General features: G+C 73.7%; 11 protein-coding genes. 5 read left to right on the top strand and 6 right to left on the bottom strand.

From position 1 onward, the window contains the following. Positions 1-49: 49 nt before the first annotated feature. From ABD330_RS19600 to soxR, 3 genes are read right to left on the bottom strand one after another with little or no spacing between them, the layout of a single operon-like run. Positions 50-439 carry a VOC family protein gene (locus ABD330_RS19600; protein ID WP_344466827.1) on the bottom strand — a complete coding sequence of 130 codons (390 nt, stop codon included), beginning with the start codon at positions 437-439 and terminating at the stop codon, positions 50-52. A gap of 45 nt (positions 440-484) precedes the next feature. Then, a complete protein-coding gene (locus ABD330_RS19595) occupies positions 485-1,345 on the bottom strand; it encodes an SAM-dependent methyltransferase (RefSeq protein ID WP_344466825.1) in 861 nt (286 codons plus the stop codon). Between the two features lie 52 nt (positions 1,346-1,397). Further along, entirely contained in the window at positions 1,398-1,886 is a 489-nt protein-coding gene (gene soxR, locus ABD330_RS19590; protein ID WP_344466822.1) for a redox-sensitive transcriptional activator SoxR, read from the bottom strand. Positions 1,887-1,941: 55 nt separating this feature from the next. Between soxR and ABD330_RS19585 the strand changes: the two genes are divergently transcribed. Then, a complete protein-coding gene (locus tag ABD330_RS19585) occupies positions 1,942-2,694 on the top strand; it encodes a transketolase (protein ID WP_425555587.1) in 753 nt (250 codons plus the stop codon). A gap of 37 nt (positions 2,695-2,731) precedes the next feature. Beyond that, on the top strand, positions 2,732-3,625 hold the full coding sequence (locus ABD330_RS19580; RefSeq protein ID WP_344466820.1) for a transketolase family protein: 894 nt from the start codon (positions 2,732-2,734) through the stop codon (positions 3,623-3,625). Here the strand turns inward: ABD330_RS19580 and treZ are convergent. The 3 genes from treZ to glgX all read right to left on the bottom strand — a co-directional run bounded on the left by treZ (position 3,613) and on the right by glgX (position 10,116). Then, on the bottom strand, positions 3,613-5,406 hold the full coding sequence (gene treZ, locus ABD330_RS19575) for a malto-oligosyltrehalose trehalohydrolase (RefSeq protein WP_344466818.1): 1,794 nt from the start codon (positions 5,404-5,406) through the stop codon (positions 3,613-3,615). The two genes, ABD330_RS19580 and treZ, sit on opposite strands and share 13 nt — an antisense overlap. Beyond that, positions 5,403-7,796 carry a malto-oligosyltrehalose synthase gene (gene treY, locus ABD330_RS19570; RefSeq protein WP_344466816.1) on the bottom strand — a complete coding sequence of 798 codons (2,394 nt, stop codon included), beginning with the start codon at positions 7,794-7,796 and terminating at the stop codon, positions 5,403-5,405. The genes treZ and treY overlap by 4 nt, the downstream gene beginning before the upstream one ends. Before the next feature lie 211 nt (positions 7,797-8,007). Beyond that, a complete protein-coding gene (glgX, locus tag ABD330_RS19565; protein ID WP_344466814.1) occupies positions 8,008-10,116 on the bottom strand; it encodes a glycogen debranching protein GlgX in 2,109 nt (702 codons plus the stop codon). Positions 10,117-10,600: 484 nt separating this feature from the next. Between glgX and ABD330_RS19560 the strand changes: the two genes are divergently transcribed. The 3 genes from ABD330_RS19560 to ABD330_RS19550 all read left to right on the top strand — a co-directional run. After that, on the top strand, positions 10,601-11,965 hold the full coding sequence (locus ABD330_RS19560; RefSeq protein ID WP_344466812.1) for an SAV2148 family HEPN domain-containing protein: 1,365 nt from the start codon (positions 10,601-10,603) through the stop codon (positions 11,963-11,965). Between the two features lie 141 nt (positions 11,966-12,106). Next, the gene (gene efeU / locus ABD330_RS19555; protein WP_344466810.1) at positions 12,107-14,203 is read left to right on the top strand and encodes an iron uptake transporter permease EfeU; all 2,097 of its coding nucleotides are present in this window, start codon (positions 12,107-12,109) and stop codon (positions 14,201-14,203) included. Continuing rightward, positions 14,203-14,891 (top strand): Dyp-type peroxidase domain-containing protein (locus ABD330_RS19550; protein WP_344466808.1); only part of this gene is annotated, 689 nt, incomplete at its 3' end. The genes efeU and ABD330_RS19550, both read left to right, overlap by 1 nt.

The following is a 14,891-nucleotide window of genomic DNA, read 5'->3' as shown; positions in this document are numbered from 1 at the left end:
ACCCCCCTCGGATCCCGGGGCTGAACTCTACGACCGTGCCGACGGTGTGTCAGGCCTTCGGCTGGATCAGGTCCCACCGGTTGCCGTACAGGTCGGTGAAGACCGCGACCGAGCCGTACGCCTCGTGGCGGGGCTCCTCCAGGAAGACCACCCCGGCCTCGGTCATCCGCCGGTGGTCGCCCGCGAAGTCCTCGGTGTTCAGGAACAGCCCGACCCGGCCGCCGGTCTGGTCGCCGATCCTGGCCACCTGCTCGGGCCGGCCGGGCCGGGCGAGCAGCAGCCCGGTCTCCCGCGAGCCGCGCGGGGCGACGACCACCCAGCGGCCGCCGTCGCCGCGCGGGGAGTCCTCGCGCAGCTCGAAGCCGACGGCGCCGACGTAGAAGGCGATCGCCTCGTCGTAGTCGCGGACGAGGAGTGTGGTGAGCCCGATGTGTGCCATACCGGACATCCTGGCAGAGGCGCCGGAGCGCCCCGGCGCCTCTGGCTACGGCTTGCGGGCGAGGCCGACCCAGACGGCGGTCTCGGCGTCGGTCGGCCGGGCCGGCTGGTCGGGGCGCCAGAGCGGGGCGGTGACCAGGCCGGGGTCGGTCAGTTCGAGGCCGTCGAAGAAGCGCAGCACCTGCTCGCGGCTGCGCATCGTGAGCTGCGCGGTGGCGCTGCGGTAGACGGCCGGGCCCTTGGCCGCGTCGGCGGGGGAGAGGAAGTCGGCGGTGCCGTGCGAGAGCGCCAGGTAGCTGCCGGAGGGCAGCGCGTCGACCAGGTGGCGGACCAGCCCGTACGGGTCGTCGCGGTCGTCGATGAAGTGCAGGACGGCGAAGAGCAGCAGGGCGACGGGCTGCCCGAGGTCCAGCACCTCGCGGATCTGCGGGTCGGCCAGGATGGCGGCCGGGTCGCGCAGGTCGCCCTGGACGACGGTGGCGCTGCCGTGGCCGGCGCCCGCGAGCAGCGCGCGGCTGTGCACCAGCACGATCGGGTCGTTGTCCAGGTAGGCGACCCGGGAGTCGGGGTTGACCCGACGGGCCACCTCGTGGGTGTTGCCGGCGGTGGGGATGCCGGTGCCGATGTCCAGGAACTGCCCGACGCCCAGCTCGGCGAGGTACCGGACGGCGCGCTGCAGGAAGGCCCGGTTGGCGAGTGCGCTGATCCGGACCATCGGGCTGATCGCCATCACCTGCTCGGCGGCGGCGCGGTCGGCGGGGAAGTTGTCCTTGCCGCCGAGGAAGTAGTCGTACATCCGGGCCGGGTGCGGCACCTCGGGGTGGAGGTCGGCGGGGTTCTGCCCCTCGGCCCCCACGCCCATCCAGTCCAGTGATACGTACTGGTGTTCGGTATGACGGCTGGTCATGTCGGTCTTCCCCCCGGAGCGTTCGACAGGTTCGCCAGGCAGCATAGGTCAATCAACCGGCCGGTGGACGGGACTCGGGACCGGTGGTCGGTTCACGGGTGAGCAGATAGCGCGCGCCCGGGCCCGCCATGCCCGCCCGGTCATCGGTGTTGTAGAGCGCGCAGCGGGAGATCGAGAGGCAGCCGCAGCCGATGCAGCCCGTCAACTTCCGCTTCAGGCGCTCCAGTTCCTCGATCTGCTGGTCGATCCGGTGCTGCCAGGCGGCGGCGGCCCCGCTCCACTCGCCGGTGCTCGGCGCCCGGTCCTGCGGCAGCCGGTCGAGCGCGGCGCGGGCCTCGTCCAGCGAGAGCCCGACCCGCTGGGCGGCCCGGACGAAGGCCACCCGCCGCAGGCTGGCCCGTTCGAAGCGGCGCTGCCCGCCCGCCGTCCGGGTCGCGTGGATCAGCCCGACCTTCTCGTAGTAGCGCAGCGCCGAGGTCGCCAGACCGCTGCGCTCGGCGAGCTGGCCGATGGTGAGGAGGTCGTGCCGGGAGAGTGTCACGGGCCGTAAGGATAGCGCTTGACTTGAAGTCGGCTTCAAGTTGCACGCTACTCCCATGACCACCGCAGCGATCACCCCCCAGCAGTCCGGCCGGCCCGGCCGGGCCGGCCACTCCGAGCGGCCGGAGCAGTCCGGCTTCGCGGACCTGCCCCGGCTGATGTCCCTGATGACCGGCGCCGAGAAGCACACCGCCGCCGCCACCTCGACCCTCGACGCGCTCTGGGTGCTGTACGACCGGGTCCTGCGGGTCAGCCCCGAGACCCTCCGGGACCAGGACCGGGACCGCTTCCTGCTCTCCAAGGGCCACGGCCCGATGGCCTACTACTCCGTACTGGCGGCCAAGGGCTTCCTCTCCCCGCACCTGCTGCCGAGCTTCGGCTCCTACCACTCCCCGCTCGGCCACCACCCGGACCGGCTGCTCGTGCCCGGCGCCGAGATCGGCTCCGGCTCGCTCGGGCACGGCCTGCCGCTGGCGGTGGGCAGTGCGCTCGGGCTGCGTGCCCAGGGGCTGACCGACCCGGCGGTCTGGGTGCTGATCGGCGACGCCGAGTTCGACGAGGGCAGCAACCACGAGGCGGTCGCCTTCGCCGGCGCCGCCGGACTGGACCGGCTGCACGTGGTGGCCATCGACAACTCCTCCGCGACGCACGGCTGGCGCGGCGGCATCGCCGCCCGCTTCGAGACGGAGGGCTGGTCCACCGCGACCGTCGACGGCCGCGACCACGAGGCGCTGTACGCGGCGTACACCGCGCCGCACCCCGGCCGCCCGCACGCCGTGGTCGCCCGCGTCGAGCCCAAGAACTCCTGAACCCGCACCCCGAAGAAGAGACCCGAGAGGCTCCCTGATGGACACCATGCGCGACCGCTTCATCGCCACCACCGCCGACCTGCTCGACCACGACCCCCGGCTCGCCGTGGTGCTCGCCGACATCAGCGCCGCGGGCTTCGCCCCGGCCGCCGAGCGGCACCCCGACCGGGTGATCAACGTCGGTATCCGGGAGCAGCTGCTGATCGGCGCCGCCGGCGGGCTCGCGCTGACCGGGATGCGCCCGATCGCGCACACCTTCGCCAGCTTCCTGGTCGAGCGCCCCTTCGAGCAGGTCAAGCTGGACCTCGGCCACCAGGGCGTCGGCGCCGTGCTGGTCAGCGCCTCCGGCTCGTACGACTGGCCGGCCGGCGGCCGGACCCACATGGCACCCGGGGACGTCGCGCTGCTCGACACCCTGCCCGGCTGGACGGTGCACGTGCCCGGCCACCCCGACGAGGCCGAGGCGCTGCTGCGGCACGCCGCCGCCGACGGGGACGGCAAGGTGTACCTGCGCCTCTCGGGCCACCAGAACGCCGAGGCGCTGCCGGTCGCACCGGGCCGGTTCCTGACCGTCCGGCAGGGCACGGGCGGGGTGGTGCTCGCCGTCGGCCCGATGCTCGACGCGGTGCTGGCCGCCACCGAGGGCCTGGACGTCACCGTGCTGTACGCCGCCACCGTCCGGCCGTTCGACGCCGCCGGGCTGCGCGCGGCCCTCGGCGGGCGCGCCGACGTGGTGCTGGTCGAGCCCTACCTCGCGGGCACCTCCAACAACGAGGCGCACGACGCCCTCGCCGACCTTCCGCACCGGGTGCTGGGCCTCGGTGTGCCGCGCGAGGAGCACCGGCACTACGGCACCGTCGCCGAGCACCTCGCCGCCTACGGCCTGGACGCGCCCGGCCTGCGCGAGCGGATCGCCGGTTACCTCGGGTGAGGCCCGGCGCCGGGGTCGGGCCGCGCGCCCTGCCGGGGCTCCGTCTCCACCCGCACCACGGCCACCGAGTCCGGCGCGAGGAAGAGCTCGCGTTCGGCCGAGGAGGGCCAGGCGTCGCCGAACAGCGCGAGGGTCCGCGCGTACGGCCGGTCCAGCCGCACCGCGAGCGGGGCGTCGCCGTCGAGCCGGACCACCACGCGGTAGGGCCCCCGGTGCACCACCAGCAGGTGCTGCTCCTCGTCGGACTCGACCCGGACGGCCGCGAGGTCCGGGTCGGCGAGCTCGGGGCAGGACCGCCGCAGCCGGAGCAGCCTGCGGTACCAGTCGAGCAGTGCGGCGTGCGGCTCGCGGGCCGGTTCGGTCCAGTCCAGGGTCGAGGCGAGTACCGTGCCGGGGGCCTGCGGATCGGGGATCTCCTCCGCCGTCCAGCCGTGCCCGGTGAACTCCCGCCGCCGCCCCTGCCGGACGGCCTCGGCCAGCTGCGGGTCGGTGTGGCTGGTGAAGTACTGCCAGGGCGTGCCCGCGCCCCACTCCTCGCCCATGAACAGCATCGGGGTGAACGGCGAGGTGAGCACCAGCGCCGCCCCGGCGGCGAGCCGGCCGGGCGGCAGCGCGGCGGAGAGCCGGTCGCCGGTGGCCCGGTTGCCCACCTGGTCGTGGGTCTGCAGGTAGCCCAGCAGCCGGTGTCCGTACCCGGCGGGGAAGGGGCGCCCGTGGGTGCGGCCCCGGAACGACGACCAGGACCCGTCGTGGAAGAACCCCCGGGTCAGCGTCTTGGCCACCGCGGCGAGCGGACGCTCGGCGAAGTCGGCGTAGTAGCCCTGGGACTCGCCGGTCAGCAGCGCGTGCAGGGCGTGGTGGAAGTCGTCGCTCCACTGCGCGGCCAGCCCGTGGCCGCCCGCCTGCCGGGGGGCGGTGGTACGCGGGTCGTTGAGATCGGACTCGCCGACCAGGAACAGCGGCCGGCCGGTCGCCACCGCCAACGTGTCGACGGCGGCCGACAGTTCCTCCAGGAAGTGCACCGCCCGGTCGTCCGCGAGCGCGTGCACCGCGTCCAGCCGCAGCCCGTCGATCCGGTAGTCCCGCAGCCAGGCCAGCGCACTGCCGATCAGGTACGCCCGCACCTCGTCCGAGCCCGGCGCGTCCAGGTTGACCGCCGAACCCCAGGGCGTCCGGTGCCGGTCGGTGAAGTACGGGCCGAAGGCGGGCAGGTAGTTGCCGGACGGGCCCAGGTGGTTGTGCACCACGTCCAGCACCACGCCGAGCCCCTTGCGGTGGGCCGCGTCCACGAAGCGCTTCAGCCCCTCCGGTCCGCCGTACGGCTCGTGCACCGCCCAGAGCGACACCCCGTCGTAGCCCCAGCCGTGCCGGCCGGAGAACGGGCAGACCGGCATCAACTCGACGAAGTCCACGCCGAGCCCGACCAGGTGGTCGAGCCGCTCGGCGGCCGCGTCGAAGGTCCCGGCCGGGGTGAAGGTGCCGACGTGCAGTTCGTACAGCACGCCGCCCGGCAGCGCCCTTCCGTGCCACCCGACGTCCGACCAGGCGAAGGCCGCGTGGTCGACCGCCCGGCTCAGGCCGTCCGGTCCGTACGGCTGGCGCGGCGAGCGCGGGTCCGGCAGCGGCGGGCCGCCGTCCAGGCGGAAGCCGTAGTCACCTGCCGGTGCCTCGGCCCGCCACCAGCCGGGACGGCCCTCGGACGGGCTCATCCGGTACACCGAGCCCGCCACCTCCACCTCGACCCGGTCGGCCGCCGGCGCCCACACCTGGTAGTCCGTCACGGGCCCTCCGTCAGCAGCGCCACCGGGAGGTGCTCGAACAGGGCCCCCAGCTGGAGCGGGCCGGCGCCGAACGTACGCCGCGTCAGCTGGTCCGTCCACCGCCCGGCGGGCAGCTCCAGCACCGTGCCGCGCCAGCCGCCGGAGTGCTCCAGCCCGTACGGCAGCCTGGTCACCGCGCTGATCACCCGGGGGCCGCGCTCGAAGGCCAGCAGGTGCGCGGCGGCCGGCCCCTCGGCCGCCAGCGGCCGGTACGGGCCGAACGTGCGGCGCAGGTGCAGCGCCGTGGTGGTGAGGTGGAGCTTCTCGCGGGCCAGGTCGCCGGACCGGTCCACCGGCGAGTCCGTCAGCCGGACGGCGAGCGCGCCCAGGTCCACCGGCGCCCGGTTGTCCGGGTCGACCAGGGTGTGGAGCGGCTCCTCACTGCCCTGGTACAGGTCCGGCACACCCGGCACGGTCAGGTGCAGCAGCGCCGCCGCCAGGCTGTTGCTGCGGGCGTAGGGGGCGAGGGTGCGCACGAAGCCGTCGATCCTCGGGTGGAGCCCGGGGTTGGCCGCCACCCCGCGCGCGTAGTCGGCCAGGGCGTGTTCGAAGCGCTCGTCCGGGGCCGTCCAGGAGGTCCGCTGCTTGGCCTCGCGGGCCGACTTCAGCACGGTGGCCACCAGCCGGTCCGGGCCGACCGGCCAGGCCGCGATCAGGGTCTGCCACAGCAGCCAGGCCGAGCCGCGGTCCGGGCACGGGCCGGCCGCCGTCATCCAGGCCGCGCACTCGGCGGCCCAGCGCTCCGGCAGCTCGGCCAGCACGGCGAGCCGGGCGCGGGCGTCCGCGCTGCGCTTGGTGTCGTGGGTGGAGAGCGCCGTCATGGAGTGCGGCCAGCTCTCCTGGAGGTAGCCGCACCAGTGGTGGAAGTCGGCGGGCCGCACCCCCGGGTGGCCCGGGTCGCCGCCCACCTCGTTCAGGCTGAGCAGCGCGTTCCAGCGGTAGAACGCGGTGTCCTCGACCCCCTTCGCGGCGACGGCCGAGGCGGTCTGGCCGAACCGGGCGCAGAACTCGTCCTTGGCCGCGCTGCGCCCCAGCCGCCCGAGCGCCAGGCCGCGGACCAGCTCGCCGGTGGCGCCGCCCCCGGGCAGCGCCGCCTCGACGTCCGCGACGGCCTCCGGCGGCGCGGGCTCGCCCGGCCGGACGTACGGCCGGTAGACCGGGTACGCCGTCAGCAGCTCGCCCAGCGCCTCCCGCAGGTCCGGCGCGGCGTGGTCGGCCAGCGCGGGTTCGGCGGCACAGATCCGCCGGGCGAGCCGGACCAGCCGGTCCACCTCGGCGGCCAGCTCGCCGTGCGGGGCGGTCAGCTCGGCCCGGCCCTGCCGGGCGGCCTCCGACGCGGACCCGGCGCCCGTGTCGTGCCGGTACGCGGCGACCAGCCGCTCGGCGCCCAGGTGGTCGGTGAGGACCCCGTCGATCCGGCGCAGCGCGTCGTACCCGGTGGTGCCCGCGCAGGGCCAGTCCGCGGGCAGCCGCTCCGGTCCGGTGAGGATCTTCTCCACCACGGTGTAGGCCCCGCCGGTGGCCGCCGCCAGCCGCCGCAGGTACCCGAGCGGGTCGGCCAGGCCGTCCGGGTGGTCGATCCGGAAGCCGTCCAGCACGCCGTCGGCGTGCAGCCGCAGCAGCGTCCGGTGCGTCGCCTCGAACACCTCGGGCACCTCGACCCGCACCGCGATCAGCTCGTTGACGGTGAAGAACCGGCGGTAGTTCAGCTCGCTGCCGGCCAGCTCCCACCAGGCCAGCCGGTACCACTGGCGGGCCAGCAGCTCCGGCAACGGCAGCCCGGCGGTGCCGGGACGCAGCGGGAAGGCGTGGTCGTGGTAGCGCAGCACCTCGCCGTCGACCGCGAGCTCCCCGAGCACCTCGCCGAGGCGCCCGCCGAGCAGCGGCAGCAGCAGCCGCCCGCGCTCCGGGGCGTCCCAGGGGCCCGGCTGGGACGTCCAGTCGATGTCGAACCAGGGCGCGTACGGCGAGTCGGGGCCGTCCCGGAGCACCTGCCAGAGCGGCTGGTTGAGCTGCTCGGGCACCGGCAGCGCCATGTGGTTGGGGACGACGTCCGCGATCAGCCGCAGTCCGTGCCGGCGGGCTTCGGCGGCGAGCGCGCGCAGGGCGGGTTCGCCGCCGAGCTGCTCGCTGATCCGGCCGTGGTCGACGGTGTCGTACCCGTGCGTGGAGCCGGGGACGGCGGCCAGCAGCGGGGACAGGTGCAGATGCGAGACGCCGAGCGCGGCCAGGTACGGCACCGCGCGCTCGGCGTCCCGCAGGGTGAAGCCCGGCTGGAGCTGGAGCCGGTAGCTGGCCGTGGGGGCGGCCCCGGCCGGGCGTGGCTGAGCGGAGGCTTCGGCGGAGGTCATGAGGTCATGCCTACCCCCGCAGGGGCGCGGCTATGAGCCCGTTGGTACGAACGGGCCAACACCTTCGTACCGGCGCCGCACGCTTCGCTGGGTTCACCGGACGGGTGCGGGTACCCCTTGGGGGCGCGGGGAACTGCGCGAATCGGGAGGAACGGACCGTTGCCTTCCGCCCTCGCGCAGTTCCCCGCGCCCCTTGGGTGGGCCCTGTCTGTCAGGCTGGGCGTTGGAGGACGAGGAGGGAGCGGTCGGTGAGCCAGAGGGAGTCGCCGGCCTTGACGCGGGTGCCGGTGCCGGGGGCCGGGAGGACCGGCTCGCTGGTGTCGACCACGACCGCCCACTCCTGGCCGTGGTCGGCGGGGACGGTGAACTCCAGCGGCTCGAAGTGGGCGTTGAACATCAGCAGGAAGGAGTCGTCGACGATCTTCCCGCCGCGCCGGTCCGGTTCGGAGATCGCGTTGCCGTTCAGGAAGACCGTCAGCGACTTCGCGTAGCTGGTGCTCCAGTCGCCCTTGGTCATCTCCTCCCCGGCCGGGGTGAACCAGCCGATGTCGGTGAGGTCGTCGTGGGTGCCGGAGACGGGGCGGCCGTGGAAGAAGCGGCGGCGCCGGAAGACGGGGTGGTCCCGGCGGAGCCAGATCATGCCCTGGGTGAACTCCAGCAGGTGGGTGTCGCCGGATTCCCAGCGCACCCAGGAGAGTTCGTTGTCCTGGCAGTAGGCGTTGTTGTTGCCCTGCTGGGTGCGCCCCAGCTCGTCGCCGTGCGAGAGCATCGGCACGCCCTGCGAGAGCAGCAGGGTGGCGATGAAGTTGCGCTGCTGGCGGGCTCTCAGCCCCAGCACGTCCGGGTCCTCGGTGTCACCCTCGGCGCCGCAGTTCCAGGAGCGGTTGAAGCTCTCGCCGTCCCGGTTGTCCTCGCCGTTGGCGGTGTTGTGCTTGTCGTTGTACGAGACCAGGTCGCGCAGCGTGAAGCCGTCGTGGCAGGTGACGAAGTTGATGGAGGCGATCGGCCGCCGCCCGTCGTCCTGGTAGAGGTCGGAGGAGCCGGTGAGCCGGGAGGCGAACTCGGCCAGGCTGGCGTTCTCGCCGCGCCACAGGTCGCGGACGGTGTCCCGGTACATGCCGTTCCACTCCGTCCACAGCGGAGGGAAGTTGCCGACCTGGTAGCCGCCTTCGCCGAGGTCCCAGGGTTCGGCGATCAGTTTGGCCTGCGAGACCACCGGGTCCTGCTGGCAGAGGTCGAAGAACGAGGAGAGCCGGTCCACCTCGTGGAACTGCCGGGCCAGCGTGGCCGCGAGGTCGAAGCGGAAGCCGTCCACGTGCATCTCGGTGACCCAGTACCGCAGCGAATCCATGATCATCTGGAGCACGTGCGGGCTGCGCATCAGCAGGCTGTTGCCGGTGCCGGTGGTGTCCTCGTAGAAGCGCTGGTCCTTGGCGAGCCGGTAGTACGAGACGTTGTCCAGGCCGCGCAGGGAAAGCGTCGGGCCGAGGTGGTTGCCCTCGGCGGTGTGGTTGTAGACCACGTCGAGGATCACCTCGATGCCCGCCGCGTGCAGCGCCTTCACCATCGACTTGAACTCCTGCACCTGCTGCCCCCGGTCGCCCCCGGAGGAGTACGGGGAGTGCGGGGCGAAGAAGCCGATGGTGTTGTAGCCCCAGTAGTTGGCCAGCCCCAGGTCGCGCAGCCGGTGGTCCCGGACGAACTGGTGCACCGGCATCAGCTCGATCGCGGTGACGCCCAGCTTGGCCAGGTGCTCGATCACCGCCGGGTGCGCCAGGCCCGCGTACGTGCCCCGGATCTCGTCGGGGATGCCGGGGTGCAGTTGGGTGAGCCCCTTGACGTGCGCCTCGTACAGCACGGTGCGGTGGTAGTCGGTGCGCGGCGGGCGGTCGTTGCCCCAGTCGAAGTAGGGGTTGATCACCACCGAGTGCATGGTGTGCGGCGCGGAGTCCAGGTCGTTGCGCCGCTCGGGGGCGCCGAAGTGGTAGCCGTACACCGACTCGTCCCAGTCGATCTGGCCGCTCATCGCCTTGGCGTACGGGTCGAGCAGCAGCTTCGAGCTGTTGTGCCGCTGGCCGAGGCCGGGGTTGTGCGGGCCGTGCACCCGGAAGCCGTAGCGCTGGCCGGGCTGGATGCCCGGCAGGTAGGCGTGCCGGACGAAGGCGTCCGTCTCACGGAGCTCGACGGCCGTCTCGGAGCCGTCCTCGGAGAGCAGGCACAGTTCGATCCGGTCGGCGCTCTCGGAGAACACCGCGAAGTTGGTGCCGGCCCCGTCGTACGTGGCGCCGAGGGGGTACGGCTGACCTGGCCAGACCTGCATATTCCTCAAACTCCCTTGGCTTCATGGGAATTGGCGCTCCAGTGGGCTCTGCCCGGCCGGTTGCCCGGGTAGGCCGACTCCGTTCGTACCGTGATACACGACACAGGGGGCATACTCCCCAACACCTGCCCGCCGTTAGGGCGCATTCACGTGTTGTTCGCCCGAACGGGTGTCCGCGGCGCGGTCGGGGCCCGCAGCGGATGCTGCCCCCGGATGCTGTCGCGCCGGTTGTGACGCCCCCCGGGGGTCCGGCGGCCGGAGCGGCGCCGGATGCCCCGATTCCGGTGGCGGAGCCGCGAAGCGGCTGCGGCCCGGACGGCCCGCGCAGTACCCTGTGATCTTCCGGCGCGCTCCGGACACCATGCCGGAACCGCAAGCGGAGACAGGCTCTGCCGAGGCCGCCGTGGTTGAGACTGTGTCAGCGGACGGTACGTCACCCCCGGGTCACTCCGGGGAGTCGGCGGGCCGAGAGGTGAGGTAGCGCATGGTGGTCCCCTCCGGCGGCCGGGGCGGGTCCGAGGGCCCCGGGCGGAGCGAGGCGCCGACGATGGTCATGCGCGCGTCCATGGCGGGCCGCGCCACCGTGCCGGCCCAGTCCGGCCCGCCCGACGGCCTGTCGCTCGCCTGGTCCGGCGAGCAGTGGGACCTGGCGCACCAGCGGGTCCGGCTGACCGGCCGGGCCTACGTCTGGCTGAACCTGGTCGAGCAGCGGCTGCGCGCCCTGGTCGACGAGGTGCTGCGCCCGGTCTACGCGCCGGCCCACGGCGAGGACTGGGTGACGGCCGCCGCCGGACCGGCCGGCGAGGAGTGGGTGCACCGGGCGGGCGCCGTCCGCGAGGTGAGCCGCCGCAAGGGCTACCTGCTCGACCCGTCCGACGACGACCCGCTGGTCTTCCTGACCATGCCCCAGCTGCGCGAGCTGATGGTGCAGCACTGGCCGTGCTTCGAGCCGTACGTGCCGGACCGCCGGGAGGTGGAGCTCGCGCTGGACGAACTGGAGGTCGCCCGGCACGTGGTCTCGCGCAACCGCAGCCTCTCCCACACCGTGCTGGCCCAGGCCGAGCGGGCGGCGGCCCGGGTGCTGACCCTGCTGGATGGCGGTACCGGCGGGGTGCCCGCCGACGTGGTCGAGGAACTGGTCGCCGGCCGGTACGCGGACGTGGTCGCCGTGCACCCGGACCGCGTCCGGCTCCAGCGCGACCTGCCGGTGGAGGACCTGCTCGACGGGGCCCGGCGGCTGGACGCCGTCGGGATCGGCCTCGGCATGCTCTGCCAGAACTACACCGGCAAGCGGCTGGTGCGGCTCGCCTCCGGCGGCTGCCGGGTCCGGCTGCTCTTCCTCAACCCGGCCAGCAGCGCCGTCCGCCGCCGCGAGCGCGAGCTGGGGCTCGGGCGCGGCGAGCTGGCCCGCTCGATCGAGATGAACATCATGCACGTCCGCCGGGTCCGGGCCGGGCTGCGCGACCAGGGCGCCTTCGAGATCCGGGTCTTCGACGAGACGCCGCGGTTCACCGCCTACCTGGTGGAGGGCCCCCGGGTGACCGGCGCGGGCGGTCGGCGGCGCTCGACGGACATCGGGGTGGTGCAGCCCTACCTGCGGCGGTCCCGGGGGATCGAGTCGCCCGCGCTGGTGCTGCGCGGCGGGGCCGGGCAGGGGGCGGGCCAGGGCTTCGGCCAGTCGGCGGCCGGTCAGGCGGCGGGTTCCCCCGGCGGTCTGTCGGGCGGTCTGTCCGGCGGCCGGCCGGCCGCCCAGGCGGGTGTCCGGCCGGGCGTTCAGGAGCCCGGTCTGCTGGAGGTCTACCGCGAGGAGTTCGAGGGCGTGTGGGCCGACTCACGCGCCGTTTCCTGAGTGATTGTCTGATTTGCCGCCTGTCTTCCGTCCCCGGCGTGGACGCTCGACCCCACTGTGGCTAAGGTATGCCTAAGCTAAGTAGGGACGCCCCGGGCAGCACCATGCCCGGGGCGTCAGGGCACTCGGACAGGTAAGGCCATGTGGGACGACGCGTTTCCAAGCTTCTTGATCGGTCTACGTGAGGGCCTGGAGGCCGGGCTGATCGTGTCGATCCTGGTCGCCACCCTGGTGCGCTCCGGGCAGAAGTCCCGGCTCCCGCAGGTGTGGACGGGCGTGCTGGCCGCGCTGGCGCTGGCGCTGAGCTTCGGCTCGGTGCTCACCTTCACCGCCGCCAAGCTCTCCGGCTCCGCGCAGGAGGCGTTCGGCGGCGCGCTCAGCCTGATCGCCGTCGCCTTCGTCACCGCGATGGTGTTCTGGATGCGCCGCTCGGCCCGCACCCTCTCCTCGCAGATCCGCGAGAAGGTCACCGCCGCGCTCGCGATGGGCGCCGGGACCCTCGTCCTGACCAGCTTCCTGGCCGTCGGCCGCGAGGGCCTCGAAACCTCGCTCTTCCTCTGGAGCACCATCCAGACCGCCAAGAGCTCGACCGGCCCGCTGATCGGCGCGGCCGTCGGCCTGGTGCTGGCCACCGGGCTCTGCTGGGGCCTGTACCGCCGGGTCCTGAAGATCAACCTGACCAGGTTCTTCGCCGTCACCGGCGCCGTCCTGATCGTGATCGCGGCGGGCGTGCTCAGCTACGGCCTGCGCGACCTCCAGGAGTCCGGCGTGCTGCCCGGCGGCCACGCGTACGCGTTCGACATCAGCTCCACCGTGGACGCGGGCTCCTGGTACGCCACCCTGGTCCAGGGCGTGTTCAACCTCACCGTCACGATGACCTGGCTCCAGGTCCTCGCCTACGCCGGCTACCTGGCGATCGTGATGACCCTCTTCGTCCAGGGCGTCCGCAGCACCGCCCCCGCGCCCGCCCCTGCGCCGGTCGTCTCCGAGGCGGCGGCCGAGGCCCCGGACGCCGCCACCCGGACCGCCGCCCAGAGCGCCCCGGAGGCCTCCCCGGCCGCCGCCCCCGCCGCGCCGGGCCGCCCGCGCTGGCTGCTCCCCGCCGCCCTGGTCGCCGCCCCCGCCGTGGTGGCGGCCGTGGTGATCGCGGTGAGCGACGGCAAGCCGGCCGGCACCGCGACGGTCGCGGTCTCCGAGACCGAGTGCGGCAAGGGCTTCAGCACCCCGCAGCCCGGCCAGCAGGTCTTCCAGATGCGCAACACCGGTGACAAGACCTCAGAGGTCTACCTGATCAACCCGGCCAGCGGCGCCGTCTACGGTGAGGTCGAGGGCCTGGCCCCCGCCACCACCCGCGCCCTGACCGCCACCATCGGCACCGGCGACTACGCCTGGCGCTGCGTGCCCACCGGCGGCAAGAGCGTCACCTCGGCGGCCGTGCATGTCACCGGCGGAGCCGACGTCAAGGCCGTCGCCCCCGTCGCCGAGGACGACCTCAAGGCACCGCTGGACGCCTACAAGGCGTACGTCGGCCAGGGCCTGACCGCCCTGCAGGCCAAGACCCGCAAGCTCCAGGCCGACCTCCAGGCCGGTGACCTGAACGCCGCCCGCGCCGACTGGCTGACCGCACACCTGCAGTACGCCTCGCTGGGCGCCGCGTACGGCACCTTCGCGGACTTCGACGGCAAGATCAACGGCCGCCCCGACGGCCTGCCCGACAAGGCCGGGGACAAGGACTTCGGCGGGTTCCTCCGGTTGGAGTACGGCCTGTGGCACAACCAGTCGGCCGCCGACCTGGCCCCCGTCGCGGACCAGCTGGCCGCCGACGTGGACGGCCTGGCCAAGGCCTTCCCGGCCCAGTCGTTCGACCCCGGCGACCTGCCGCTGCGCACCCACGAGATCCTGGAGAACACCCTCCAGTTCGAGCTGACCGGCGACACCGACCAGGGCAGCGGCAGCAACCTGGCCACCGCGCAGGCCAATGTGGCGGGTACGCAGGAGCTGCTGACCGTCCTCCAGCCGCTGATCAAGGAGCGGTCGCCCGAGTTGCTGGCCAAGGTCGACGCCGGAATGCTGCGGGTCAACGCCCTGCTCACCGCCGCGCGCAAGCCGGACGGCAGCTGGACCCCGGTGGACCAGCTCCCCGCCGCCACGCGACAGCAGCTGAACGGCGCCACCGGCCAGTTGCTCGAAGACCTCGCCCCGATCCCCGACCTTCTTGAGATCCGGAAGTCAGCCTGATGACCGACCAGACCGCAACCGGTTCCTGCCCCTTCCCGCACGCTGCCGCCACCGCCGCTCCCGCCGAGAGCGGCTGCCCGGCCGGGCCGGCCCGCCGCAGCTTCGTCAAGGCCGCGCTCGGCGCGGGCGCCGGCGCCGCAGCCATAGCCGGAGGTGCGTTCACCCTCTCGGCCGGTCCGGCCAGCGCGGAGACCAGCGGTGCGGCCAAGCGCGGCGCCGTCGCGTTCCACGGCGAGCACCAGGCCGGTGTCACCACCCCGGCGCCCGGCTACGCGGCCTTCGTCTCCTTCGACGTGATCGCCGCGGACCGCGCCGCGCTGGAGACGCTGTTCCACACCCTGACCGACCGGATCCGCTTCCTCACCGCCGGCGGCACCCCGCCCGACCTGGGCGTCGGTGCCCCGCCGGCCGACAACGGCATCCTGGGGCCGGTCGTCCCGACCGACGACCTCACCGTGACGGTCGGCGTCGGCGCCTCGCTCTTCGACGGCCGCTACGGCCTCGCGAAGGCCAAGCCGGTGAAGCTGCGCCCGATGAAGACCTTCCCCAACGACAACCTCCAGGCCGCCGAGCTGCACGGTGACCTGTCGTTGCAGATCTGCGCCGACAGCCAGGACACGGTGCTGCACGCGCTGCGCGACATCGCCCGGCACACCCGGGGTGCGATGCAGGTCAAGTGGCGGATCGA

The sequence above is a fragment of the Kitasatospora kazusensis genome (assembly GCF_039529945.1).
Lineage (GTDB): Bacteria > Actinomycetota > Actinomycetes > Streptomycetales > Streptomycetaceae > Kitasatospora > Kitasatospora kazusensis.
Note: the sequence above shows the minus strand (reverse complement) of the source record. Positions and strands in the feature narration are given on the sequence as shown.

Bases quoted from the DNA above. Each gene is read 5' to 3' on its own strand.
- efeU (WP_344466810.1), top strand. From the start codon at position 12,107: ATGTGGGACGACGCGTTTCCAAGCTTCTTGATCGGTCTACGTGAGGGC.
- ABD330_RS19595 (WP_344466825.1), bottom strand. From the start codon at position 1,345: ATGACCAGCCGTCATACCGAACACCAGTACGTATCACTGGACTGGATG.
- ABD330_RS19585 (WP_425555587.1), top strand. From the start codon at position 1,942: ATGACCACCGCAGCGATCACCCCCCAGCAGTCCGGCCGGCCCGGCCGG.
- treY (WP_344466816.1), bottom strand. From the start codon at position 7,796: ATGACCTCCGCCGAAGCCTCCGCTCAGCCACGCCCGGCCGGGGCCGCC.
- ABD330_RS19560 (WP_344466812.1), top strand. From the start codon at position 10,601: ATGGTGGTCCCCTCCGGCGGCCGGGGCGGGTCCGAGGGCCCCGGGCGG.
- ABD330_RS19600 (WP_344466827.1), bottom strand. From the start codon at position 439: ATGGCACACATCGGGCTCACCACACTCCTCGTCCGCGACTACGACGAG.
- glgX (WP_344466814.1), bottom strand. From the start codon at position 10,116: ATGCAGGTCTGGCCAGGTCAGCCGTACCCCCTCGGCGCCACGTACGAC.
- ABD330_RS19580 (WP_344466820.1), top strand. From the start codon at position 2,732: ATGGACACCATGCGCGACCGCTTCATCGCCACCACCGCCGACCTGCTC.